Below are 23,734 nucleotides of genomic sequence, written 5' to 3'. Positions count from 1 at the left end.
ACATTATGGAACAATCAAATAGCAAGTTGTTCAGTCTCTTAGAAACGGCCGTCATGGGACCGTTAGGAAAAGTGGCACAGTTCAAAATCGTACGTGCCATCATGGCTGCTGGGATGGCTTCGATTCCTTTTACGATCGTTGACTCGATGTTTTTAGTTATCAATGTATTGCCGCAGACCTTTACCTTTTTAGAAGATTTCTTCAATAATACTTTTTTCAGAGTCAGTGATTTGTATATGCTGGCAAACAGCACGACAATGGGACTTTTGGCATTATATTTTTGTATCGTTCTCGGCTATGAATACACCAAGATCTATGCGGAAGAAGAAGAGTTGGATCTTGCGCCTATGAGTGGGGCGTTACTATCGATGTTTGCCTTTTTCATGTCGATCCCACAATTGATGATCGTGGATGGCAGCATGTCACGAATCACCGATCAAGAAAATGCCATCATCAATGGCTGGGCGATCGGTGGCGACGGGGTGGAGCGTTTAGGAACGACCGGGATATTTACCGGTATTATCATGGCGGTGTTGGCTGTTCAGTTGTACCGCTTGTGTGTAACGAAAAAATGGGTCATTAAAATGCCCGAAGAAGTACCATTGGGAGTCGCCCGTGCCTTTACAGCATTGATCCCTGCCTTTGTCGTCGCATTCACGGTCCTTATTATCAATGGGGCTTTGGTTGCAGCGGGAACGGATATTTTCCAAATCATTGCCGTGCCTTTTGGGTTTGTGACGAACTTGACTAATAGTTGGTTAGGGTTGATGGTGATTTACTTTTTAGTCAGTGCATTATGGTTAGTAGGGATTCATGGTGCAAATATCATTTTCTCTGTATTGACGCCAATCACCTTAGGTAATTTGACAGCCAATGCTGAGGGCGCCAATTTTGCATTAGCTGGTGAGTTTAACAATGCGTATGTGACCGTCGGAGGTTCAGGGGCAACGCTAGGTCTCGCTTTGTTCTTGGTTTATCTGGCAAAATCAAAACAATTGAGAGTGTTAGGAAAAGCTTCGATCATTCCAGCCTTATTCAATATTAACGAGCCGTTGATTTTCGGGATTCCTTTGATTTATAATCCTTTCTTAGCGATTCCCTTTTTCTTAGCACCGATGGCATCCGCATCGATTGCCTATTTTGCGATCGAATTGGAAATCATTCGACCGATGATCGCCCAAATGCCATGGCCTTCTCCAATCGGCATCGGCGCATTCATTGGAAGTGGAGGCGATTGGAAAGCCGCAGTTTGTGCGTTCTTATGTGCAGGCGTTGCCTTTTTGATCTACTTCCCATTCGCTCGTTCTTATGATGCAGGACTAGTCAAGCAAGAAGCCCAAGAAGGGGAGCAAGCAGCATAAATTGCAAGGAACAAGAAAGAAACGTCCACACGGGCGTTTCTTTTTTTAAGCGTTCTGTTCTGCTTTTTTTCGATTCGATGGTACGATGAAATGAGAGCGTCATGAAAAAAAGAAGGAGTGGAGAACATGAAATTTTTGATTTGGCTGGTCTGTGTGATCGGCATCGAAGCAACAGGAATCATCTCGAGTTTGTTTGCAGGAGACATCGCTGGAACGTATGCGCAAATGGAAAAACCCTTTTTAGCCCCTCCTGGTGGGATCATTGGGATCGTTTGGACGATTTTGTATGCCTTTATGGGAACAGCATTGTATCTGTTGATCGTAGCCAAAGTCAATCCAGCGCTTAAAAAGAATGCCTATATTTTCTTTGCGATCCAGCAAGTACTAAACTTCTTGTGGAGTATCGTTTTCTTTGGCTGGAATGCTTACTGGGCAGGAACGGTCATTATTGTCTTGTTAGTCCTATCAGTGATTATTTGTATGATCCTCTTTGCTCGCATCGACAAAAAAGCAATGTACTTGTTTATTCCTTATTTGATTTGGTGTCTGTACGCAGGCTACTTAACGATTGGCTTAACTTTATTGAATGCCTGATAGAAAAAAACCTCTTCCAAGCGTCGTGTTGGAAGAGGGTTTTTTCTTTTAGATATAGTCTTCAGTCAATTCCATAAAGCTGGCAACATCTTTTAGGACCATATCGATCCCTGCTTGCCAGAAGTCTGGTTTTGTTAAATCAACACCAAGGTGTTTTTGCGCCAGTTCTTCCGTCGTCATTGAAGCAGTATCTTGCAATAAAGCAATGTACTCTTCTTCAAAGCTAGACCCTTTTTCATTGGCATACGCATAGATCCCCATGCTAAAGAGGTAACCAAAGGTGTAAGGGAAGTTGTAGAATGGCACATCATCAATAAAGAAGTGCAATTTGGCTGCCCAGAAATGTGGATGATAAGTCGCTAACCCATCCGCATAGCTTTCTTTTTGCGCCGCTGTCATCATTTCCGTGATTTGCTCCGCTGAAACTAAGCCGTTTTGACGGGCTTGGTAGAAGCTGTTTTCAAAAATAAAGCGTGCATGGATGTTCATGAACATCGCGATCGCATTTTGCATTTTGGCATCCAATAGATTGATTTTTTCTTCCTTCGTTGTCGCTTCTTTGAGGGTTGCATCAGCAACGATCAATTCAGCAAAGGTACTTGCTGTTTCGGCAACGTTCATGGCATAGTTGCGGTTTAATTCTGGTAGCTCCCAAAGAACGCTGCTATGAAACGCGTGACCTAACTCATGGGCAAGCGTCGCTACTTCGTTGACTGAATTGCTGTAGGTCATGAAAATACGTGACTCTTTGGTTTCTGGCAAGCTGGTGCAATAGCCGCCAGGACGTTTGCCAGGACGATCTTCTGCTTCGATCCAGCTTTTTTCAAAAGCAACTTGGGCAAAGTCAGCCATTTTAGGACTGAACTTACGGAAGTTGGTCAAAATAAAGTCAGCTGCTTCATCAAAGGTGTAGGTTCTTTCTTCCATGTTCCCAAGGATGATCGGCGCATCTTGATCTTGCCATTCCATTTTTTCTTTGCCGAAAAGCTGGGCTTTGCGGGTCAAGAAATCAACGATCGGCTGTTTGTTCTTTTGGATCGTGCCCCACATAGCATCCAATGTCGCTTTTTGCAGACGATTGTATTCTAATGGTTCTTTCAAGTAATCAGTGACCCCGTGAAGCTTGAAGGTAGAAAGGCGGAAGCCGTCTAAATGGTTCAAGGTATCTGCAAAGAGGTCTTCTTTTTCTGCCCAAGTCTTTTCCCAAGTGTCAAATAAACGTGCACGAACTTCTGGATCTGGATCACCCATCATTTTATTGAAGGCTTGACCAGCGGACAAGTTGATCGTCGTGCCGTCTTCTTGAAGGAAAGGAATTTCGATCGAGGCAACGATCGTATCGTAATGTTGGCTCCAAGCATTTAAGCCATCTAAATTTAACGTGTTGATGATGGTTTCTTCTGCTTCAGATAACAATTCTTTGCCGTCGCGACGAATCTCGCTTAGACGAAAGGCGATTGGTGCTAAGTTTTCCACGGTAAGTAACGCAGTCCAATCATCCTCAGAAATTTCTGTCAATTTTTTCGAGAAGACGGTTTGTGCTGCTTGCAATGCTGGCAGTTTTGCGTAGAGGTCGCCTGTCAGGATTTTGGCTTTGCTGTCGTTGACATTCGCTGAAAGCAAGGCATTGATAAAACTGCCACATTGTGAAAATCCCTGATTGATTGTGCCAGAAAGTTCGATTAATTCCTCTAATTTTGGCGCATTGTCTGTAGCGTTTGGTGCCCAAGCGTCAACTTTTTCACGGTAAGTTTTGATTTCTTCTTCCAGCTGGCTCATGCGTTCTTTTAATTGAACAGAATCACTGCCTCCTGGAAAAATTGTTTCTAGATCCCAATTGATTGAATAGGTCATTCCTATCAAACCCCTTTCTTTTCCTACGATCTTATTAAGTATAGCATAGCCACATTTAGTCGCAACCATCGGATTTTTTTAATCGAAAAAGGAAAGCTGTTGGTTGAAAAAGTTCTTTTCTTTCGTAAGCTTTGCCTGCATTGGTCAGGGACGTCAAAATCAAAGAAAAGAATAAAATTGATCAAATTTTAATTCTCATCAAATTCTTATTTAAAAATTGCTGAATAAATATTACATAAAAAAAAATAACAACGAGTAAAAAAACGCTCGCAAGAAGATATTCACTCTTTATTGCATAATGACAAATTCTTTGCATAATGAAGGCGAAATACGTCGCTTGGTAAGCGCATACATTCTTGTACTATGTAGGCGTAATCAAAACAAAGGAGGATGTAAAGAAATGTCAAATGCTATTCATGTTTTTTCAGAAATCGGCCGCTTGAAGCAAGTCATGCTCCATCGCCCTGGTCGAGAATTAGAAAACCTCGTGCCCGATCATTTAAATCGCTTGTTATTTGATGATATTCCCTTTTTGGAACAAGCAAGGGCTGAACATGATCAATTTGCCGATGTATTGCGTAATAATAATGTGGAGGTGTTGTATTTAGAAGATTTAGCAGCAGAAGCGTTAACTAGTCAAGAAATCAAAGAGCAGTTTATCAAGGAATATTTAGAAGAAACAACGTTACAAAGCCCAGAAATCATTGCTGAAATTACCGATTATTTCTTATCTTTTGAAGATAACCGTCAATTCATCGATAAAACGATGGCAGGTTTAGCGAAAAATGAACTGAAATTGCCCCATAGTCAAAGCTTAGCTGGTGCTGTGGATGACCAGTATCCGTTTTTGATCGATCCAATGCCGAATTTGTATTTCACTCGCGATCCGTTTGCGACGATCGGTAACGGGGTTTCCTTGAATCGCATGTATTCAGAAACAAGACGTCGTGAAACGTTGTATGGCAAATACATTTTTGCTCATCATACAATGTTCCAACAACAGCCACCGCACTTGCTTTATGACCGTGATCAGCCAACACGAATTGAAGGTGGCGATGAATTGGTTCTGTCAAAACGAGTGTTAGCGATCGGGATCTCCCAACGAACAGATGCCACTTCCATTGAACAGTTGGCTCGTAATGTGTTCCACCATGAACCAAGTTTTGAGTACGTCTTAGCTTTTGATATTGGTCAAGAACGCAAATTCATGCATTTAGATACAGTATTTACAATGGTTGATTATGACAAATTTACGATTCATCCAGAAATTGAAGGCGAACTGACCGTTTATTCAATCTCACGTGACGGGGATGGCGTAACCATCAAAGAAGAAAAAGATACGTTAGAAAACATTTTGTGCCGCTACTTAGAATTAGATGCAGTGGAATTGATTCGCTGTGGGGGGAACGATTTGGTCGCTGCAGCTCGGGAACAATGGAATGACGGTTCCAATACCTTGACGATCGCACCTGGCGAAGTCGTGGTCTATGACCGTAACACGATCACCAATCAAAAATTAACTGAAGCCGGCATCAAATTGCATAAAATCTCCGGCAGTGAATTGGTTCGCGGCCGTGGCGGCCCTCGCTGCATGAGCATGCCATTTATCAGAGAAGATATTTAATCTAGAGGAGGAATTACTAATGAAACAAGTATTTAAAGGAAGAAGCTTCTTAGCAGAAAAAGATTTTACGAAAGCCGAGTTAGAATACCTTATTGATTTTTCCATCTATTTGAAACAGTTGAAAAAGCAAAATATTTCTCATCGCTATTTGGAAGGCAAGAACATCGCCCTCTTATTTGAAAAAACGTCGACTCGGACACGGGCGGCATTTACGACGGCTGCCATCGATCTTGGTGCCCATCCAGAATTTTTAGGTGCGAATGATATCCAGCTAGGCAAAAAAGAATCCGTTGAAGATACCGCCAGAGTTTTAGGCAGTATGTTTGATGGCATTGAGTTCCGCGGGTTCAGCCAACAAGTCGTTGAAGATTTAGCCAAATTCTCTGGCGTTCCTGTTTGGAATGGCTTGACCGATGAATGGCATCCAACCCAAATGATCGCTGACTTCATGACGATCAAAGAAAACTTCGGTACATTAGAAAACATTACGTTAGTCTATGTGGGCGATGGCCGAAACAATATGGCGAATAGTTTGTTAGTGACGGGGGCGATTTTAGGTGTCAATGTTCGCATCTGTGCACCAAAAGAACTTTTCCCAGCTGAAGAAGTGACAGACTATGCCAACAAATTTGCCAAAGAATCTGGCAGTCAGCTGATGGTAACAGACGATATTCAAAAAGGCGTCAAAGATGCCGATGTTCTGTATACCGATGTTTGGGTTTCAATGGGGGAAGAAGACCAGTTTGAAGAACGGGTGAAGCTGTTGAAAGATTACCAAATCAACCGCGAAATGGTAATGGCGACTGGAAAACAAGACGATGGCTTGATCGTGCTTCACTGCTTGCCAGCGTTCCATGATACGAATACGACGTATGGAAAAATGATCGAAGAAAAATTCGGCATTTCTGAAATGGAGATCACAGACGACATTTTCCGCAGTCAATGGGGCCGTCAATTTGAAGAGGCTGAAAACCGAATGCACTCGATCAAAGCAATCATGGCAGTAACCTTAGGCGATCTCTTTATTCCTAGAGTGTAAGAAGGAGCAGTGAGCAGATGAGTGAAAAGAAACCAACGATCGTTGTCGCCCTTGGCGGCAACGCTATCCTAGCAGATGATGCCAGTGCCAAAGGGCAAAAAGAACGGCTTAAACAGACCGTCGAGTATTTAATTCCCCTGATCCAAAAAGACGTTCATTTGATCATTACTCATGGGAATGGGCCTCAAGTGGGAAATTTGGTTTTGCAGCAACAAGCCAGTGATTCTAGCAAAAACCCAGCGATGCCTTTAGATACCTGTGTGGCAATGACGCAAGGCAGTATTGGCTATTGGTTACAAAATGAGCTGAGAATCCAGTTGAAAGAAGCCCAAATGGCTAAGCCGGTGGTGACAGTGGTGACGGAAATTACAGTCGATGCACAAGATCCAGCATTTGCCCATCCGACCAAACCGATCGGTCCTTTCTTAACGGAAACAGCTGCCAAAGAAGCCATGGCGGCAACAGATGCCATCTATCGTGAAGATGCTGGTCGTGGTTGGCGGAAAGTCGTTGCCAGTCCAGCGCCACAAGCGATTCAAGAAGTTGCCAGCATTAAGGCGCTGATTGAACAAAACACGATCATTATTTGCGCAGGCGGCGGGGGCATTCCCGTGTTAGATAATGGGCTGGGGGTTGAAGCCGTGATCGATAAAGATTTTGCTTCTGAAAAATTGGCTCGTTTAGTCGATGCGGATCAGCTGATCATTTTGACGGGCGTGGAAAAAATCGCTTTGAACTTTGGCAAGGAAAATGAGCAGTGGTTGGATCATGTGACCGCCGCTGAATTGGAAACCTATGTCGATGAAGGGCATTTTTCACCGGGAAGCATGTTACCGAAAGTACAAGCAGCTTTGAATTTTGTCAAAATGGGCACAGAGAAACGGGCAGTGATTACTTCCTTAGATAAGCTGGCAGAAATTGAAGACGCTGGTACACAGATCACCTGGAAATAAGCGAAGTAGCAAAGCAAGTCCAAAACATTGGAGTGAGAGAAATGATCGACTACCAAATAAAAGATCCATCAACAAGAGCGAATAGCTTTCAATGGCTGGAAGAAGAAAATCAACAGCGATTGAAGGAGCATATATACTGCCGTACGTACAAAAAAGGCCAAGTGCTTTTTTATGAAGGCGACGTAAGAGATCGGATATTCCATGTGATCGAAGGTCTCGTACGGATCGAAAAAACCGACGGAACTGATTCCTATTGTTATGTAGATTTTGTTGGGCCTGATCAGTTATTTCCTTTGATTGGCTTGTTTGAAAGAGACAACTATGATGTATCGGCATTCGCTGCAACAGACATTGTCGTGCAGTTTGCAGCGATGTCGCTGTTTGAACCGCTGGTTGTTTCATCTACAAGTCAGTTGCTGTGGCTGAATCAGCAAATGAGCCAGCAGTTGGAGAAGCAAAGACGCCGAGTGGAGTACTGTGTCACCTCTAGCGCGCAGACAAGAGTCATCAATACGATCGGTCTCTTGATGATCGAGCACGGACAGTCACAAGGAGAGCAGATTCGCATTCCTTTTCCAGTTTTTATCAATGATATTGCTAAATACAGTGGAACGACGCGAGAGACGGTCAGTCAAACCATCAAGGCGCTCGTGCATAAAAGAAAGATTTATTATCGTTACAAAGAACTCATTATTTATGACAAAGATTATTTTTCCCATGTTGCGAATTGACCACAGACAGACTAGCTGTTGGCAATTTGCACCTAAGATTGATTCAATAGAGGAGGAACGAAGATGAAAAAAAAGCAAAAAGAAAAAAAGTCGCTGACATCGTTCAGTATCTTATTTCTGATCATTATTGCGTTGACGGTCGCTTCTTGGCTACTAGCCGGTCAGCCCTTTGCACCTTCATTACCAGCAGGCCAAGAAGAGATGGTCAGCCAAGTCGTCGGTGCTAAGTTTTCTGATTTCTTTATGGCGCCTTTTAACGGATTTCGTGATGCGATCGAGATCTGTGTGTTTATTCTTTGTTTGGGTGGCTTTTTGAATATTGTCACACGAACAGGCGCTTTAGAAGCTGGTATTCAGCATTTGGTCAAAAAACTCAAAGGCAACGAGTTGATTTTGATCCCGATTTTGATGGTGTTGTTTTCAATTGGTGGCTCAACTTATGGGATGGCGGAAGAAACGATTCCATTCTATTCCTTATTAGCAATCACAATGGTGGCATCGGGCTTTGATACGATCGTCGCAGCAGGAACCGTCATGTTGGGGGCGGGTGCCGGTGTGATCGGCTCCACCGTTAACCCTTTCGCTACTGGGGTGGCAATGGATGCCTTACGAAGCATCGATATTGCTCCGAATAATGGCACGATCCTAGTAGTTGGCGCATTGCTTTGGCTAGTCACGACCGCGTATTGTATCTTTGTGGTGATGTCTTATGCAAAAAAAGTTAAAGCCGACAAAGGCTCCACGATCTTATCGCTGCAAGAGCAAAAAGAAATGGAAGAGCATTTTGTCAAAGACACGAACGAAGCCTTGGCGTTTACGCAAAAGCATCGCCTGATTTTGACGATTTTTGGCTTATCCTTTGTGATCATGGTGGTTTCCTTGATTCCTTGGGGCGACTTTGATATCCATGTGTTTGACGGTTGGACCGCCTTTTTGACCGGGAATAGCTTCGGTGAATGGTATTTTGGTGATTTGGCTATGTGGTTCTTCTACGTCAGTATCATCATTGCATTGATTCAAGGATTCTCAGAAAAAGAAATCGTGACCAACTTTATCGATGGGGTCAAAGACATTTTATCCGTTGTCTTGATCATCGTTGTGGCACGGGGGGCTTCCTACATTATGCAAACGACGTACTTGGATCTGTTTATTTTGGATCGGGCTTCCCATCTTTTAGAAGGGTTATCACCTGTCCTGTTCGTAATTGGCGCCTATATTTTGTATCTGCTCTTATCGTTCTTGATTCCATCGACTTCAGGACTGGCATATGTATCGATCCCTATCATGGGTGCCTTGGCGCAAAGCATCGGACTCAATCCGAACGTCATGGTCATGATCTTTACTGCTGGTTGCGGATTAGTGAATTTGATCACACCAACTTCTGGCGTCGTGATGGGCGGATTGGAGCTGGCTCGGGTCAACTATTCTACTTGGACTCGCTTTATGCGCAAACCGTTACTGGTTATCGGAATTTCCAATCTTGCCATTTTAATCTTCTCGATGTTGTTCTTGTAAGCTGCGTTTCAAGAAGTGAACGAGACGGATCAACTATTCAGTAAGCGAGGCGACTTGAGAGGAGCGGATCAAGTAAATGAAAAAAAAAGAGCGACAAGCAATTATCAAAAAACTTTTTGTCCTACATCGGATTGAGTCTCAAGAAGAATTGATGAATTTATTAAAAAAAGAAAATGTTTCAGCTACCCAAGCCACGATTTCTAGAGACATGCGGGAAATGAACATTGCTAAAACGTATGCCAAAAATGGCCGACCGTATTATTCGATCTTTGAATCCAAAGAGCAGGATCTAGAAGACAGAATTGCGTTTTCGATGTATGAGTATCTAAAAAAGATTACGCAGATTGACTTTTTAGTTGTCGTTCATACGGCTGAAAATGGCGCCGATGTGATCGCCAATTATCTTGATGAAATGGAGCTGCCAGAAATTGTCGGCACCATTGCAGGGTTTGATATTTTATTGATCATCACGCCGTCACAAGAAGCGGCAGCAGAGGTCGTCGAGCGGTTGAATCATTATGTAGAAGGCTACGAGATGGGTTCATCATTATTTACTGGAGAAAAAAACGCAAAACAGCCCTGAGAATCGTTGAAGAAGCTGAACGTCACAAGCCCAAAGATCTCACAACCAAACGGGTGACGGCTTTTCATACCGATGGCTATTTTTAAAAAGAAAGAGTGCTTCTAAACTTGACGGAAGCACTCTTTTTGTGTGTGCAATGTCTCCACGGTTTGCTGGAAAAACAGTTGCATCACCAAATGAAAATGGTAAGATAGGAAAATGAGGAGTGAAAACTATGAAAAAATTACTGAAAGAACCGAATTTTTACTTTTGTATCGCAGTTGCGGTAATGGTCATCCTCTTTATCAGTTCTTCACAAACCTATGAGCAGCAATCACAAATCGGGTTGCTTTCACGTATCTTAAAAAATGAACCATTGAAAGATTGGTTGGAGACGATCTCTTTTTCCTATGCTGGTTCGGAGATCAGTATTGCGGAAAAAGGCTATTTCTCATTTGTGGAATTTTTCATTCGCAAAGGCGCGCATTTCTTTACCTATTTTGTCCTAGGTGGCAGTTTGTTCTTAACGCTTGTTTTTCGAAAACAGCCGTATTGGCTAGCCGCTTTTTTTGCTTGGTTGGCAGCCACCGGCTACGCTGGGATCGATGAATACCATCAAATGCTGACGGGAGGACGGACGCCGCTTTTTCAAGATGTCATGCTGGATTCAGCGGGAGCACTGACCGCCGTTCTTTTGGGGTGGTTGATTTGTCAGCTATCGAAAAAGTCACCTAAACGCCGCAAAACATAACGAGTTGTCGACGTTTTTTTAGCAGTAAGCTGTCAGAAAGTATAAAAACAAGAGGCGAAACCAATGGAAAAAAGTTTGAGCAGTGTCAAAAGCAAATCGGAGTTTGTCGTGCATGAAAGTTTACCGGTGGGGATTCTTCTTGCTATGGCGGGCGGTTTTTTAGATGCGTATACCTACTTGTTTCACGGGGAAGTGTTTGCAAGTATGCAGTCGGGGAATGTCATTTTGTTAGGGATCAATCTTTCAACGGGGCAGTTTGAACAAGCCTTTCGATATCTGCCACCAATCTTCATGTTTTTAGTGGGGATCGTAGTGACGAATTATCTGCAGCATCATTTTCCGACAGGGGGCTGGATCGTTTGGCAAAATGCCGCATTGATCTTTGAAGCAATCGGTATTTTGGTTCTGGGCTTTTTTGCTCGATCATTACCCAATGTCATGATCGATTCGGGGTTATCTTTTTTTGCAGCGATTCAATATGCCGCCTATCGTCGATTGGCAGGGATGCCCTATGCCACCACGATGACCACCGGCAACTTACGTTCACTGGCTGATTATTTGTACATGCGCTGGTTTAAGAAGGACCGATCAGTGACACCCAAGATCATTTCTATTTCCTTGATCATCGGCGGCTTCTTTTTTGGTGCAGTTTTAAGCAGCTTGCTAGGGATTTTCTTATTCCACCGCACCATCTGGGTGGTTTCAGGGATTTTAGCCTTGGTGTTGGGGATCACGATCCATCATCAAAATAAACAATAGAAAAAAGACATTCGCTGGAATGTCTTTTTTGTCTTACTTTTTGGTGCTTGTGCGTGAATCTTTGAGATACAGTGCCGTTTCTACGAGTAGCGCTGCTAGAAGATAGCTGCCAAAAACGGCTACTTGGTAAAAAGCCTCTGCGATCAGCTCGTTGTGATGCAATAAAACGACCCCGCCTAGAAAGAGCATCGCTAACAAGGAGAACCACTGCTGGGCAAAACGCCAATTGCTGACACTGGCTGTACTGCGCTTGGTGCGAAAGCCGAATACATAATTGGGTTCTTCTCGGTAAAAGCACCAGAAGACGATGAAAAAAATACCCGTAAAAATCAACAACAAAAGTCCAATATCGATCGAGATCACTACCTTTCACGTGCGATTTGTTGGATAAGTAAGTGAAGCCACTAAAGATAAGTACATACTTATTGTATCCGCTATGAACGCTTCTATGAAGGGGAACAATCGAAAAATACGTGCTTCTAGCAAAAAAACGGATGGCGATTTGCAGCGCCATCCGTTTTTTTATCCCCGTTGAAAAGGGCCTTTTGGTGCAATCAATTCAAGATTGGTGCCGTCTGGATCTGTAAAGTAGGCGACGCCTGTCCCAAAGCCGCTTTTCAAACCGTCTTGTGCTTCAAAAACGATGGGGGTGCCGTCAGGCTCAACGCCAATGGCTTTTAGACGAGCAACGGCTTCATCAATATTTTCGACTTCAAAACAAAGATGCATCGCGCTGATTTGCTCATTGGAATAGCTAGCTTTGTCGGATCTTGGTTCGACGTATTCTAAAAGATCGATGTTGAGATTGTCTAAATGAAGATTGGCATATTTGATCAGTGTATCTGCTAATCCTTGCGTTTGCGCCATGCGTTTGCCGCCGATCGTATCTTGATTGGCGATTTTCTTTCCCGTTAATGCTTCATAAAATTGGATGGAACGTTCGAGATTGCTGACGGTGATTCCCACGTGGTTGACCATTGAAAAGCCTGTGTTTGTCATTATACTTCCTCCTAAGGTTTTGTTTAGTATATCGTTTGGTTAATGAAAATCGAATGTGTCTGGATCTGGACCCACTCGTAAGTCTTCATTTAATGCGTTCAAGCGGGCTATGTCAGCTTCTGATAAATGGAAATCAAAAATCGCTGCATTGGCGATCATTCGCTCAGGGTGTGTCGATTTGACATTGACTAAGATCCCTTGTTGAATAGCCCAGCGTAAAAGCACTTGTGCCGCTGATTTTTGCTGTGCATCGGCGATCGCCAAGACGGTGTCATCTTTCAGCGGTTTGCCTTGCATCAATGGCGACCAAGCTTGGATCGCAATTGCTTTTTCGCCACAAAAAGCCCGCAGGTCTTGTTGCGTCAGTTTGGGGTGCAGCTCGATCTGATTGATAACAGGAACGACCTTAGCAATGGCCAATAATTGCTCCAGATGATGGATCTGGAAGTTGCTGACTCCGATCGCTTTGATTTTTCCTGCCGCATAGAGGTCTTCCAAGGCACGCCAGGACTCTTGAAATGCTTGATTTCCTGGCCAATGGATCAAGTACAAGTCGAGATACTCGAGGTTTAAGCGGGCCAGACTTTCATTGAAGGCGTGGATCGTTTCATCATAAGTTAAATGATCGTTCCAAAGTTTGGAAGTGACAAAGAGTTCTTCACGAGCCAACCCCGTTTCTTGTAAGCCTTGTTTGATTCCTGCCCCTGTTCCTGTTTCATTGCCGTAAATAGCCGCTGTATCAATCAGGCGATAGCCATTGATAATCGCTTGCTTAACGACCTCTGCTGTGTCAGCTTCAGGGATTTGAAAGACACCTAACCCCAACCCGGGGATTTCGCTGCCGTTGTTCAGGGTGACGGTATCTGATAATTTTTCGATCATAAAAACATCTCCTTTATTTTTTTTCTGGTATCATCATATAATGAGGTGGTAATACTGTATAGTACGTACTTTTTTGTTTGATACCCACCTTTTGGTAACCTTTGTGTGGTATCAGACGTAATGAGGTGAAAAAATGGCAGAAAAAATTTATAATATCGGTGTTGAAGCAACCATGGATGTCATCGGCGGGAAGTGGAAACCAATCATTCTTTGTAATTTGCGCCATGGGGCATTACGTCCCAGTGATTTACGGCGGAAGATTCCTGGCATCAGTCAAAAAATGTTGACCCAGCAATTGCGGGAATTAGAAGAGTCTGACATCGTTACTCGCAAGTCCTATAACCAAGTACCACCCAAAGTTGAGTATTCCTTGAGTGAATATGGAGAAACCTTAGGCGGCTTATTGGATACTCTTTGCCAGTGGGGAACGATGCACGTTGCTGCACTGCAAGACAAAGGAGAGCAAGTTACTTTGTTAGAACAAGAAGAAGCGATAGTCTAGCAAAGGGAAAGTGGCATGAGAAAAGGCGGCAGAAACCATTGGTTTCCGTCCGCCTTTTTAGGTTATGCTTGTTGGATCAATTCTAGAATGGCTTCAGTATTCATCCCGCTGTAATGATTGACGGGAAACGAAAGGCGCTTGATGCGTGGTGGGATGGCCTGCTTGATCATCGGATCTGTTAAAGAAAGCAAGGGATCGACCAAAACGAGTTTTTCTTGCGCAAAACGATAATTCGCCAGACGTTCTGGTGTCACAACAGTTACGCTGATTTGATCCTCGGACAGCAGTTGGATGTTGCGGGCGAAAATTTTGATCAGACTTCCAGCCAAAGTAGAACGATCAATAAAAACGACTTTTTCCAATATGATTCTCCTTGTTAATTAAATTGGTTAATTAAGTATATTAATTAAACCGTTCTTTGTAAATAGGAACATTTGGGAGACAACAAAAAAGCCGCAAAAGATTTTTCTTTTGCAGCTTTTGGTTCGTCTATAAAAAGGTTTGATTCTTTTTTGATTAAATCACGATCACGGGTGTCCCGACTTCGGCTTTGCTGTACAATTCTTTCATCACGCCTGGCGGAGTATTGATACAACCGTGAGAACCACGGGTTTTCCAAAGATCGCCACCGTATTCCGTCTGCCAATCAGAATCATGGATACCGACACCGGTCCAATCGATGGGCATCCAGTAATCAACAGGGGACGCATAATCTTCACCAGTCAAGGTTGCATCTTCTTCTTTGTTCCAGACATAGAAGACACCAGTTGGCGTTGGTGTAGCTGGTTTCCCAGAGATAATTTTTGTATTCAACACCAACTCGCCATCTTTGTAATACCACATGTGTTGGTTTTTTAGATCAACTTCGATATAGGTGTTGCCAAACAGCGGGCTGCCGGCATCGGTGCTTCCTTGAGCGATCGGTGTGCGGGTGAAGTCTTCGCCTGCTTTTAACGCCTCGATCAATGCTTCTGTTTCCGCATCGGTTTGGATCGTCCAGCTAAGAGTACCAGCTGGGACTGTCACTTCGCCTTGCTTGGTACTTTGGAAGGTCGAAGAATTGGTGCTAGTATTGTATTGTTCGCCGATCGATGTGACATAGCTTCGTACTTTGTCTTCGTCGATCGTTGTGTTGCCGTCTTTATAAGAGAGCCAATCCATGATCGTTTCTCTTGGGATTTGAAACGTATTTCCGTTGATCGTATAATTGCCGGTTACTTTGGCGATTTTATTCAACGAATCCATTTCTTTCGTTAAGTCTGGATCATCGGCGGTCACACTTGGTTTTGTGACATAATCAACGAGATTCAATTCCTTTTCGCCGCTGACGATGGCTTCTTGCAAGTCTGCCACTGCTTTGTCAACATCGATGGCATCGCCGTCAACTTCTGGTTTGATAGAAAAGCCGTCTTCGCCTTTTTCCAACGTGGCATCAGCCGATTTGGTACGATCTTCATTTAAGGTTTCGAGTTCTTTTTGGATCGTGTTGGTCTCGCTAGTCAAGGTGTCTTGGTCTACTGAGAGATTGTCTAGCTTCTTTTCTTCGGCAGCCGAAACGTAAGCCATTCCCCAGCTCCACTGATTTTGTTCATCTTTTAATGATTGCAGCTCATCGGTGAAATCCGTCTGCAAACCAAATTGAGCAAGGTTGACTGTTTTCCATTCGCTATCACCATCTTTGATGGTAAAGTCTTCTTGTGAATAGCGATCATGCAGCAGGTCGTTGGCCTCGGCAACGGTTTTGTTGCTGATGTCGATCCCATCGATTTCAGTCTTTGGTAGAAAACGGTTTGCATAATATGTACTTCGGTAGGTATAGCCGCCAGCGATCACGACGAGTAAAGCAGCCACAACGATCAGAACAATTTTCTTCGTATTATTCTTGGCGTCAGTATGTTTGTTTGAACGAGTCATTCAACTACTCCTTTTTTTCTAATGGCATAATAGATAATAACGCTTAAATCATACCATATTCCCACGGGAAAGCGAATATGGCAAATGAAACTTCCATGAAAAATAGAAAATTCTTAAACTATCTTTAGGCAAGCTGTAGAAACGCATTTCTTACGATAAAAAAACTGAACGAATCGGCAGCAAGCCATCTTGATCAAAGGGTTCTGAAAAAGAGTGAGCTGGAGGATTCGTTCAGTCGCATAATTGACTAACTAAAATTGACTATTTAACACGAGGGAAAAGAAATTATTGATTGTCTTCCGCATCTAATTTTGCAAAAGCTTCATCAAGAATATCTTTTAATTGTTTTGCCGAAGCGGCCATCCGGTCTTTTTCACCGTCTGTTAATGGGATCTCAATTACTTTTTGGATCCCTTGGGCATTGATGACTGCAGGCGCACCGATGTACAAGTCGTTTAAGCCGTATTCGCCGTTCATGTACACAGATAATGGGAGAACAGCATTTTCATCGTCTAAGATCGCACGAGTGATCCGTGCTAAGGCTACCGCGATCCCGTAGAAGGTCGCACCTTTTTTCTCGATGATGGTGTAGGCTGCATCACGAACACTGAAGAAAATGTTGACCATTGCTTCTTCATCGATGTCTGGGTTATTTTTGACCCATTCATAGATTTGTAGGCCAGCTACGTTGGCATGAGACCAAACAGGGAATTCTGAATCGCCGTGTTCCCCTAAAATATAGGCATGGACGTTACGGGCATCGACATCGACCAATTCAGCCAATGCTTGACGGAAACGGGCAGAGTCTAATGAGGTACCTGAACCGATAACGCGTTCTTTCGGGAAGCCTGAGAATTTCCAAGTAGAATAAGTCAAAATATCGACTGGGTTTGCTGCAACTAAGAAAATTCCGTTAAAGCCTGAATCAACGATTTGGGTAACTACTTCACGGTTGATTTTCAAGTTTTTATGAACTAAGTCTAAACGGGTTTCGCCTGGTTTTTGAGGCGCACCAGCAGTAATAACGACTAAATCAGCATCATGTGCATCTTCATAAGAAGCGGCATAGATTTTTTTAGGGGAAGTAAATGCCAAAGCATGGGACAAGTCAATTGCGTCGCCTTCTGTTTTTGCTGTATTTATATCAATGATTCCGACTTCTTGCGCAATGTTTTGGGTCACCAGCGCAAACGCGTAACTAGAACCAACCGCACCGTCTCCAACAAGAATTACCTTTTGGTGATCTTTTTTGTTCGTTTTTGCAGTCATCTGTGTATCATTCCTTCCGCATAATTGTTTTACTCGCTATCATCCTACCATTTTCAAGTATGTTTGTCATGTGATTTGCACAACAATATTACACAAAATATCGCTGTTTCAGTTGTAAATGCTTTCTTTGTTATTAGGTCAAAAAGAAGATATATCAAGGTTTTATTAAGATTCGTTAAGAAAGATAAAAACTGAGCAAGAGGGTGCCACCATAACAGTCCATTTCGTGTTATAATTACCTAAGCAAAAGAACTGGGCGCATTTGTGTGCCCAGTATTTTGTGTTTGGATAAGAAAACCGATAAAATAGATGAAGAATCAGCTTGAAACTAGAAATAATGGAGCGTAAATAAAAAATGAAAATGATTGTAGGCTTGGGAAATCCTGGCAAAAAATATGAAAAAACCAAACATAATGTTGGCTTTATGGTAGTGGATGCGTTGGCACAAAAGTACCAAGCAACCTTTAAAAAGTCGGCTTTTGAAGCAGAGGTGGCAGAGTTTTTCTTGAAGGGTGAAAAAATCCTTTTGGTCAAACCACAAACCTTCATGAATGAATCCGGTCGTGCGGTAGGCCCGTTGATGACCTATTTTGGCATCTACCAAGAAGAACTAGTGGTGGTCTATGATGACCTCGATTTAGCATTAGGGAAAATTCGTTTGCGCCAAAAAGGCAGTGCAGGTGGCCACAATGGGATCAAGAGTTTGATCGCTCATTTGGATTCAACAGTCTTTGACCGTATCAAAATCGGGATCGATCGTCCACGTCCAGGACAAACCGTGGTCAATCATGTCCTGAGTCCTTTTGCAAAAGACGATCTGCCCATCGTTTTACAAAGTATTAATAAAGCGGTCGAGGCAAGTAGTGATTACTTGACCAACGGCGACTTTCTTGCCACAATGAATCGATTTAACTAAGGAGGGCCGAGATGGATTTAATTGAATTAATAAATAAAGTGCCGACAGTGGTGGCTTGGCATACAGGTTTACGTGAACAGGCCCCCCGGCAATTGCTGACCGGTCTAGCTGGATCGGCAAAAACATTAGCGATCACTGGTGTGTATCAGGCATTTCAAAAACAAGTGATCGTCGTGACACCTAATCTCTATTATACAAATCAACTAGCCGAAGATCTGCGCAATGTGACGGAAGATGTCTACGTTTTTCCAGTGGATGAAGTGTTGTCAGCCGAAATGGCTTTTTCTTCACCAGAAGCCAGAGAAGAACGCGTGGCAGCGCTGAATGCTGTTTCTCAAGGGAAAACGGGGATCTATGTGTTGCCGGTGGCGGCTTTGCGAAAGTATTTGCCTGAAAAGAAAACCTGGTTAGCCAATCAATTTCAATGGCAGATCGGCGATGAGATCGATTTAGAGCGTTTGCCGCAACAATTGATTTTGATGGGCTACGAACGTCAGTCAATGATTGGCAAACCTGGCGAATTCAGTATTCGTGGGAGCATCCTCGATATTTATCCATTAAATGCCGAATATCCCGTACGGATCGAGTTATTCGATGTAGAAATCGACTCGATGCGTTCTTTCAACGTGGAAACGCAACGCTCAGTGGAAACGCTGCAGCAAGTGGCTATTTTACCCACTACTGAATTGGTTTTCTCAGCGGAAGATTTAGCTGCGGGGCAAAAGCAGCTGCAAGAATTATTGAACAAACGGTTGGCAGTCACCAAAGAAGTAACCGATCGCGCCTTTTTAGAAGATTATTTTGGCCAGTTGGCTTCTCAATGGCAAGCAGGGATTCCTGGTGAAAGTGCCCGTTATTACACGGATTTACTGTATCGTCAGCAAATGAGTGTCTTAGATTATTTTTCTGAAGATGCCTTTTTGATGATCGATGATTATGCTCGGATCATGGAGACCAATCGTGAGATCGAACGGGAAGAGGCGGAGTGGCATACCCAAAAATTAGCGGAGCTGCGGGTCTTTTCTGAACAGCAATTCGGGATCGATGTCCATCAGCTGCTGCAAAAAGAAACCTTTGTGACCAGCTTCTTTTCTTTATTCCAAAAAGGAATGGGGAACATTCGCTTCCAAGCGATCCATCAATTTCAATACCGGCCGATGCAGCAGTTTTTCAGCCAAATGGGTCTCTTGAAAGTTGAAATCGATCGCTGGGAGAAGCAGCAGCAGACGGTGATTTTTCTGGTCAGTGACCAAGAGCGGGCCAAGAAGTTAGAGCAAGATTTGCGAGATCATGATATCTATGCCGTGCAGACGCAACAAGACCGCCTGTTTACAGGACGCACCCAAATCGTGGTGGAACGTTTGCAAAGCGGCTTTGAAATGCCGCAAGACAAGCTAGTGGTGGTTACGGAAAAAGAAATTTTCCAAAAGATGAACAAAAAAAGAGCCCGCAGGCAAAATGTCACCAATGCGGAACGGCTCAAAAGCTACAATGAGTTAAAAGCGGGCGATTATGTCGTCCATGCGAATCATGGGATCGGGAAGTACATCGGCATGGAAACCTTAGAAGTCGATGGCGTCCACCAAGATTACATGACGATCTTGTACCAAAACGAAGACAAGCTCTTTATTCCAGTCACCCAATTGAATTTGATTCAAAAATATGTGGCTTCCGAATCGAAAACACCGAAAATCAATAAATTAGGTGGCAGCGAGTGGGCGAAGACCAAGCGCAAAGTGACGGCTAAAATTGAAGACATTGCAGATGATTTGATTTTATTGTATGCCAAACGCGAATCAGAAAAAGGCTATGCTTTTCAACCAGACGATGCCTATCAAAAAGAGTTTGAAGATGCCTTTCCGTATTCGGAAACCGATGATCAGCTGCGCAGTACGGCAGAGATCAAGCGGGATATGGAAAAAGAAAAGCCGATGGACCGCTTGTTAGTCGGGGATGTTGGTTTTGGGAAAACAGAAGTGGCGCTGCGGGCTGCTTTTAAAGCGATCAAAGAAAGCAAACAAGTGGCTTTCTTAGTACCGACAACGATCTTGGCGCAGCAGCACTATGAAACGATGGTCGATCGTTTTGAAGGATTCCCCGTCAATGTTGGGGTACTGAGTCGTTTTCGGACGAAAAAACAGCAGAATGAAACGATCGAGCAAGTGCGCAAAGGGCAAGTCGATATTTTGGTGGGGACCCACCGATTATTGTCAAAAGATGTCGAGTTTGCTGATTTGGGCTTGTTGGTGATCGATGAAGAACAACGGTTTGGGGTCAAACACAAAGAGCGCTTGAAACAACTGCGTTCGCAAGTCGATGTGTTGACGTTGACGGCAACGCCGATCCCACGAACATTGCATATGTCGATGCTGGGGGTACGGGACCTATCTGTGATCGAAACACCACCAGAAAATCGTTACCCGATCCAAACCTATGTGATGGAGATGAATCCAGGAGCGGTGCGAGAAGCGATCCAACGGGAGATGGCACGGGGAGGTCAAGTGTTTTATCTCTATAATCGTGTCGATACGATCGAGCGAAAAGTCGAAGAACTGCAGGCGTTAGTGCCAGACGCACGAATCGCGTATGCCCACGGGCAAATGACCGAGATTCAATTGGAAAATACCCTGTTTGACTTTATTGAAGGGCAATACGATGTGTTGGTGACAACGACGATCATTGAAACCGGTGTGGATATTCCCAATGCCAATACGTTGTTTGTGGAAAATGCCGATTACATGGGGCTTTCGACGTTGTATCAGCTGCGCGGCCGTGTCGGTCGAAGCAATCGGGTCGCCTATGCGTATTTCATGTATGAACAGCAAAAAGTGTTGAATGAAGTCAGTGAAAAACGCCTGCAAGCCATTAAGGACTTTACCGAGTTGGGGTCAGGTTTCAAAATCGCGATGCGAGATCTTTCGATTCGTGGAGCGGGAAATCTATTGGGGGCGCAGCAGCACGGCTTTATCGATGCAGTCGGGTTTGACATGTACTCGCAAATGCTGTCTGAAGCAGTCACTCGGAAACAAGGGAAAAATACCCAAACAGAAAAAACGACCGTCGAGATCGATCTGGGGATCGATGCCTACTTACCGACTTCGTATATTGAAGACGAACGGCAAAAAATCGAGATCTACAAACGAATTCGTGAGCTGGAATCCCAAGAAGCAGTTGATGAACTTCAAGATGATCTGTTAGACCGTTTCGGTGAATACCCTGTAGAAGTGGCACATCTCTTAACGGTGGGCGAGATCAAAATGAACGGCGATCGTGCCTTGTTAGAAACTATCCGCAAGCAGCAGCAGACGGTGTCGTTTACTTTGAGTAAAGTCGGCACGAAAAATTATTCGGTGGAGCAGCTGTTTGAAGCATTGAAAGCTACTAAATTAAAAGCCACGATGGGTGTCGATCATGAGCAAATGACCATCAAATTACAGATTCCGCCAGTGATGAAGGAAAGCACCTGGCTATTAGAAATCCAAGATTTTGTCAAAGCGTTACGGGAACAAAAATACGCCAGCCAAGGCTAGAAAGGAACCAGCGGGATGCCGAAATCACAATTGAAGCGTACGATGGAAGGGGCGTTTATTTTAACGATCGCTTCCTTTATCGCAAAAATCTTAAGTGCCGTTTATCGGGTCCCTTTTCAGAACCTGGTAGGGGACGAAGGGTTTTATGTGTATCAACAAGTCTATCCGATTTATGGATTGGCGATGACGTTAGCGTTGTCAGGGTTGCCACAGTTTATCTCCCGCATCGTCGCTGAAGAACCCGATCCTTTGAAAAGCAAGGAACGGCTGCAAGCGTTGACGCCTTTCGTACTTTGGTCTGCGATCGGTTTATGGGCGGTGACCTTTTTATTTGCCGGTCCGATTGCGCAAGTGATGGGGGACCACCAACTGGCGGGCTTGATTCGAGTCGTTTCTTTTACCTTCTTATTTGTCCCGCCTTTGACCTTTTATCGAGGAATGTTTCAAGGAAATTTGCAAATGGTGCCGACAGCAGTTTCCCAAGTCGTAGAGCAGCTGCTTAGAGTTGGTGTGATTTTAGGTGCTGCGGCAGCTTTCCAGCAATTGGGCTGGACGATTTATCAAACGGGGACTGTCGCCATGATGGGTGCCTTAGTCGGGGGGCTTGCGGCGTGGTGGATCTTAAGTTATTATAGCCGACAAATCAACGGCAAACGCCTATCACTATGGCATAAACCAGTCACCAGTACAGGAGAAAATCCCGCTGGTTTATCCGCCTCGTTGAAGAAACGGTTCTTCTTAGAAGGCGGTCTGTTGACGATTTATAGCGGCTATTTGATCTTGTTCCAGTTAGCGGATTCGTTTTTATTGACCAATGCGCTAGAAGCGGGGGGGATGACGGCGCAAGCAGCCCGAATTTCAAAAGGGATCTATGATCGCGGACAACCCCTCGTCCAACTAGGTCTTGTGGTGGCGATGGCGTTAAGCTCGACGTTTTTGCCAACGTTGACTAAGTATTTGACGGTAAAAAATCAGCAGCTGTTTGAAAAGTCGGCAAAAATGTATTTGCGCCTGACGATCGGGATTGCTTCGGCTTCCGCCGTGGGCTTAGCGATTTTGCTGCCTTATATCAACTTTGCCTTATTCAAAGACGGTTCTGGCAATGCGGCGCTGGTATTGTTTGTCTTTTCTATCGCTCTGATGGCGACGATCCAAGCCTATCAAAGCATTCAACAAAGTCGCAATACCTACACCTTCGGCTTGCTCGCTGCGGGGATCGGTCTTTTGATCAAATGTCTATCGATGTGGCCGCTGACTGCTTCTTATGGGACTGCAGGAGCGAGTATCAGTACATTGTTGGGGTTAGGCGCGACCTTATACTGTTTTGTGGTTTCCGAACAGCGTCGAGCAAAAAGCAGCATCAATCACTTTTGGCATGAAGGAAATTATGGAAAAAAACTATTTATTTGTTTAGGGATCATGGCAAGCGTGCTATTCTTATATTATAGCTTCGTTGCGATCTTATTGAACGGTCCTTTGACCCATCGATTACAGGCACTGCTTTTTTGCCTAGGCGGTGTCGGTCTGGGAGGCGCAGCCTTTATCGGGGCAGCGATCAAAATCAAATTGTTAACGATTCGCGAATGGCTGTTAGTTCCATTTGGAAAGAAACTATTAAGAAGAGGTGAAAAACATGAGATTAGATAAATTTCTTAAAATCTCCCGCATCATCAAGCGTCGCTCTGTGGCCAAAGAAGTGGCAGACAAGGGACGCATTCAGATCAACGGCAAATTAGCCAAGTCAAGCAGTGACGTCAAAGTAGGCGATACCATGCGCATTCAATTCGGGAATAAGGTCTTGGAAGTAAAAGTCAATGAATTGCATGAATCGACGAAAAAAGAAGACGCTGCAAAAATGTATGAGATCGTTTCAGAGGAAAGAATCTCAGAAAATGCTTGATTTTTACGGCATTTTCAGTTAGACAAGCTTTGCGGATGTTGGTATAATGTAAAAAACAAAGACAGCGACGGGAGCGAGT

The 23,734-nt window shown here is 43.9% G+C and carries 22 protein-coding genes; 15 read left to right on the top strand and 7 right to left on the bottom strand.

The genetic code is table 11. From position 1 onward, the window contains the following. Window positions 1-5: 5 nt before the first annotated feature. A complete protein-coding gene (gene celB, locus QN079_RS15470; protein WP_289230070.1) occupies window positions 6-1,361 on the top strand; it encodes a PTS cellobiose transporter subunit IIC in 1,356 nt (451 codons plus the stop codon). A 126-nt stretch (window positions 1,362-1,487) separates the two neighbouring features. Further along, complete coding sequence (locus tag QN079_RS15465; RefSeq protein WP_010748985.1) at window positions 1,488-1,955, top strand: TspO/MBR family protein; 468 nt, start codon at window positions 1,488-1,490, stop codon at window positions 1,953-1,955. Window positions 1,956-2,003: 48 nt separating this feature from the next. Here the strand turns inward: QN079_RS15465 and QN079_RS15460 are convergent, their stop codons facing one another. Further along, window positions 2,004-3,809, bottom strand: coding sequence for a M3 family oligoendopeptidase (locus tag QN079_RS15460; protein ID WP_289230069.1), 1,806 nt, complete (start codon window positions 3,807-3,809; stop codon window positions 2,004-2,006). 400 nt (window positions 3,810-4,209) lie between these two features. Between QN079_RS15460 and arcA the strand changes: the two genes are divergently transcribed. The 8 genes from arcA (at window position 4,210) to QN079_RS15420 (ending at window position 11,743) form a co-directional block, all read left to right on the top strand. After that, window positions 4,210-5,433, top strand: a complete 1,224-nt coding sequence (gene arcA, locus QN079_RS15455; RefSeq protein ID WP_289230068.1) for an arginine deiminase — start codon at window positions 4,210-4,212, stop codon at window positions 5,431-5,433. Window positions 5,434-5,452: 19 nt separating this feature from the next. Beyond that, window positions 5,453-6,472 (top strand): ornithine carbamoyltransferase, encoded by a 1,020-nt coding sequence (gene argF, locus QN079_RS15450; protein WP_016608459.1) that lies wholly within the window; start codon window positions 5,453-5,455, stop codon window positions 6,470-6,472. Between the two features lie 17 nt (window positions 6,473-6,489). Further along, window positions 6,490-7,425 carry a carbamate kinase gene (arcC, locus tag QN079_RS15445; protein WP_289230067.1) on the top strand — a complete coding sequence of 312 codons (936 nt, stop codon included), beginning with the start codon at window positions 6,490-6,492 and terminating at the stop codon, window positions 7,423-7,425. Window positions 7,426-7,466: 41 nt separating this feature from the next. Beyond that, complete coding sequence (locus QN079_RS15440) at window positions 7,467-8,156, top strand: Crp/Fnr family transcriptional regulator (RefSeq protein ID WP_270290756.1); 690 nt, start codon at window positions 7,467-7,469, stop codon at window positions 8,154-8,156. A 63-nt stretch (window positions 8,157-8,219) separates the two neighbouring features. Continuing rightward, window positions 8,220-9,671: a YfcC family protein gene (locus QN079_RS15435; RefSeq protein WP_010748979.1), complete on the top strand. Its 1,452-nt coding sequence runs from the start codon at window positions 8,220-8,222 to the stop codon at window positions 9,669-9,671. A 76-nt stretch (window positions 9,672-9,747) separates the two neighbouring features. Continuing rightward, window positions 9,748-10,254, top strand: a complete 507-nt coding sequence (locus QN079_RS15430; RefSeq protein ID WP_005230706.1) for an arginine repressor — start codon at window positions 9,748-9,750, stop codon at window positions 10,252-10,254. A gap of 214 nt (window positions 10,255-10,468) precedes the next feature. Further along, window positions 10,469-10,984 carry a VanZ family protein gene (locus tag QN079_RS15425; protein WP_118214631.1) on the top strand — a complete coding sequence of 172 codons (516 nt, stop codon included), beginning with the start codon at window positions 10,469-10,471 and terminating at the stop codon, window positions 10,982-10,984. Window positions 10,985-11,047: 63 nt separating this feature from the next. Next, the gene (locus QN079_RS15420) at window positions 11,048-11,743 is read left to right on the top strand and encodes a YoaK family protein (RefSeq protein WP_015510508.1); all 696 of its coding nucleotides are present in this window, start codon (window positions 11,048-11,050) and stop codon (window positions 11,741-11,743) included. A 33-nt stretch (window positions 11,744-11,776) separates the two neighbouring features. Here the strand turns inward: QN079_RS15420 and QN079_RS15415 are convergent, their stop codons facing one another. The 3 genes from QN079_RS15415 to QN079_RS15405 form a co-directional block, all read right to left on the bottom strand. Further along, window positions 11,777-12,106, bottom strand: coding sequence for an SdpI family protein (locus tag QN079_RS15415; protein WP_289230066.1), 330 nt, complete (start codon window positions 12,104-12,106; stop codon window positions 11,777-11,779). A 159-nt stretch (window positions 12,107-12,265) separates the two neighbouring features. Further along, on the bottom strand, window positions 12,266-12,742 hold the full coding sequence (locus QN079_RS15410; RefSeq protein ID WP_289230065.1) for a VOC family protein: 477 nt from the start codon (window positions 12,740-12,742) through the stop codon (window positions 12,266-12,268). 39 nt (window positions 12,743-12,781) lie between these two features. Continuing rightward, window positions 12,782-13,624 (bottom strand): aldo/keto reductase, encoded by an 843-nt coding sequence (locus QN079_RS15405; RefSeq protein WP_289230064.1) that lies wholly within the window; start codon window positions 13,622-13,624, stop codon window positions 12,782-12,784. 133 nt (window positions 13,625-13,757) lie between these two features. On the opposite strand from QN079_RS15405, the gene QN079_RS15400 reads away from it, so the two are divergent. Beyond that, complete coding sequence (locus QN079_RS15400; RefSeq protein ID WP_016608452.1) at window positions 13,758-14,126, top strand: winged helix-turn-helix transcriptional regulator; 369 nt, start codon at window positions 13,758-13,760, stop codon at window positions 14,124-14,126. Between the two features lie 62 nt (window positions 14,127-14,188). On the opposite strand, the gene QN079_RS15395 is transcribed toward QN079_RS15400, so the two are convergent. The 3 genes from QN079_RS15395 to QN079_RS15385 all read right to left on the bottom strand — a co-directional run bounded on the left by QN079_RS15395 (window position 14,189) and on the right by QN079_RS15385 (window position 17,309). After that, the gene (locus QN079_RS15395) at window positions 14,189-14,488 is read right to left on the bottom strand and encodes a hypothetical protein (RefSeq protein WP_010748994.1); all 300 of its coding nucleotides are present in this window, start codon (window positions 14,486-14,488) and stop codon (window positions 14,189-14,191) included. 154 nt (window positions 14,489-14,642) lie between these two features. Continuing rightward, the gene (locus QN079_RS15390; protein ID WP_289230063.1) at window positions 14,643-16,040 is read right to left on the bottom strand and encodes a L,D-transpeptidase family protein; all 1,398 of its coding nucleotides are present in this window, start codon (window positions 16,038-16,040) and stop codon (window positions 14,643-14,645) included. Window positions 16,041-16,325: 285 nt separating this feature from the next. Continuing rightward, on the bottom strand, window positions 16,326-17,309 hold the full coding sequence (locus QN079_RS15385) for an L-lactate dehydrogenase (protein WP_005230720.1): 984 nt from the start codon (window positions 17,307-17,309) through the stop codon (window positions 16,326-16,328). A 355-nt stretch (window positions 17,310-17,664) separates the two neighbouring features. Here QN079_RS15385 and pth point away from each other — a divergent pair, with 355 nt between their 5' ends. From pth to QN079_RS15365, 4 genes are read left to right on the top strand one after another with little or no spacing between them, the layout of a single operon-like run. Then, on the top strand, window positions 17,665-18,225 hold the full coding sequence (pth, locus tag QN079_RS15380) for an aminoacyl-tRNA hydrolase (protein WP_289230062.1): 561 nt from the start codon (window positions 17,665-17,667) through the stop codon (window positions 18,223-18,225). 11 nt (window positions 18,226-18,236) lie between these two features. Then, on the top strand, window positions 18,237-21,755 hold the full coding sequence (gene mfd / locus QN079_RS15375) for a transcription-repair coupling factor (RefSeq protein WP_289230061.1): 3,519 nt from the start codon (window positions 18,237-18,239) through the stop codon (window positions 21,753-21,755). 15 nt (window positions 21,756-21,770) lie between these two features. Beyond that, window positions 21,771-23,402, top strand: a complete 1,632-nt coding sequence (locus QN079_RS15370) for a polysaccharide biosynthesis protein (RefSeq protein ID WP_289230060.1) — start codon at window positions 21,771-21,773, stop codon at window positions 23,400-23,402. Then, entirely contained in the window at window positions 23,389-23,655 is a 267-nt protein-coding gene (locus QN079_RS15365) for an RNA-binding S4 domain-containing protein (RefSeq protein ID WP_005230745.1), read from the top strand. The genes QN079_RS15370 and QN079_RS15365 overlap by 14 nt, the downstream gene beginning before the upstream one ends. The last annotated feature ends 79 nt before the right edge of the window (window positions 23,656-23,734 follow it).

It is taken from the genome of Enterococcus sp. FZMF, assembly GCF_030263915.1.
GTDB lineage: Bacteria > Bacillota > Bacilli > Lactobacillales > Enterococcaceae > Enterococcus_D > Enterococcus_D casseliflavus.
The sequence above is the reverse complement of the archived record's forward strand: the minus strand, read 5'-3'. Positions and strand labels throughout refer to the sequence as shown.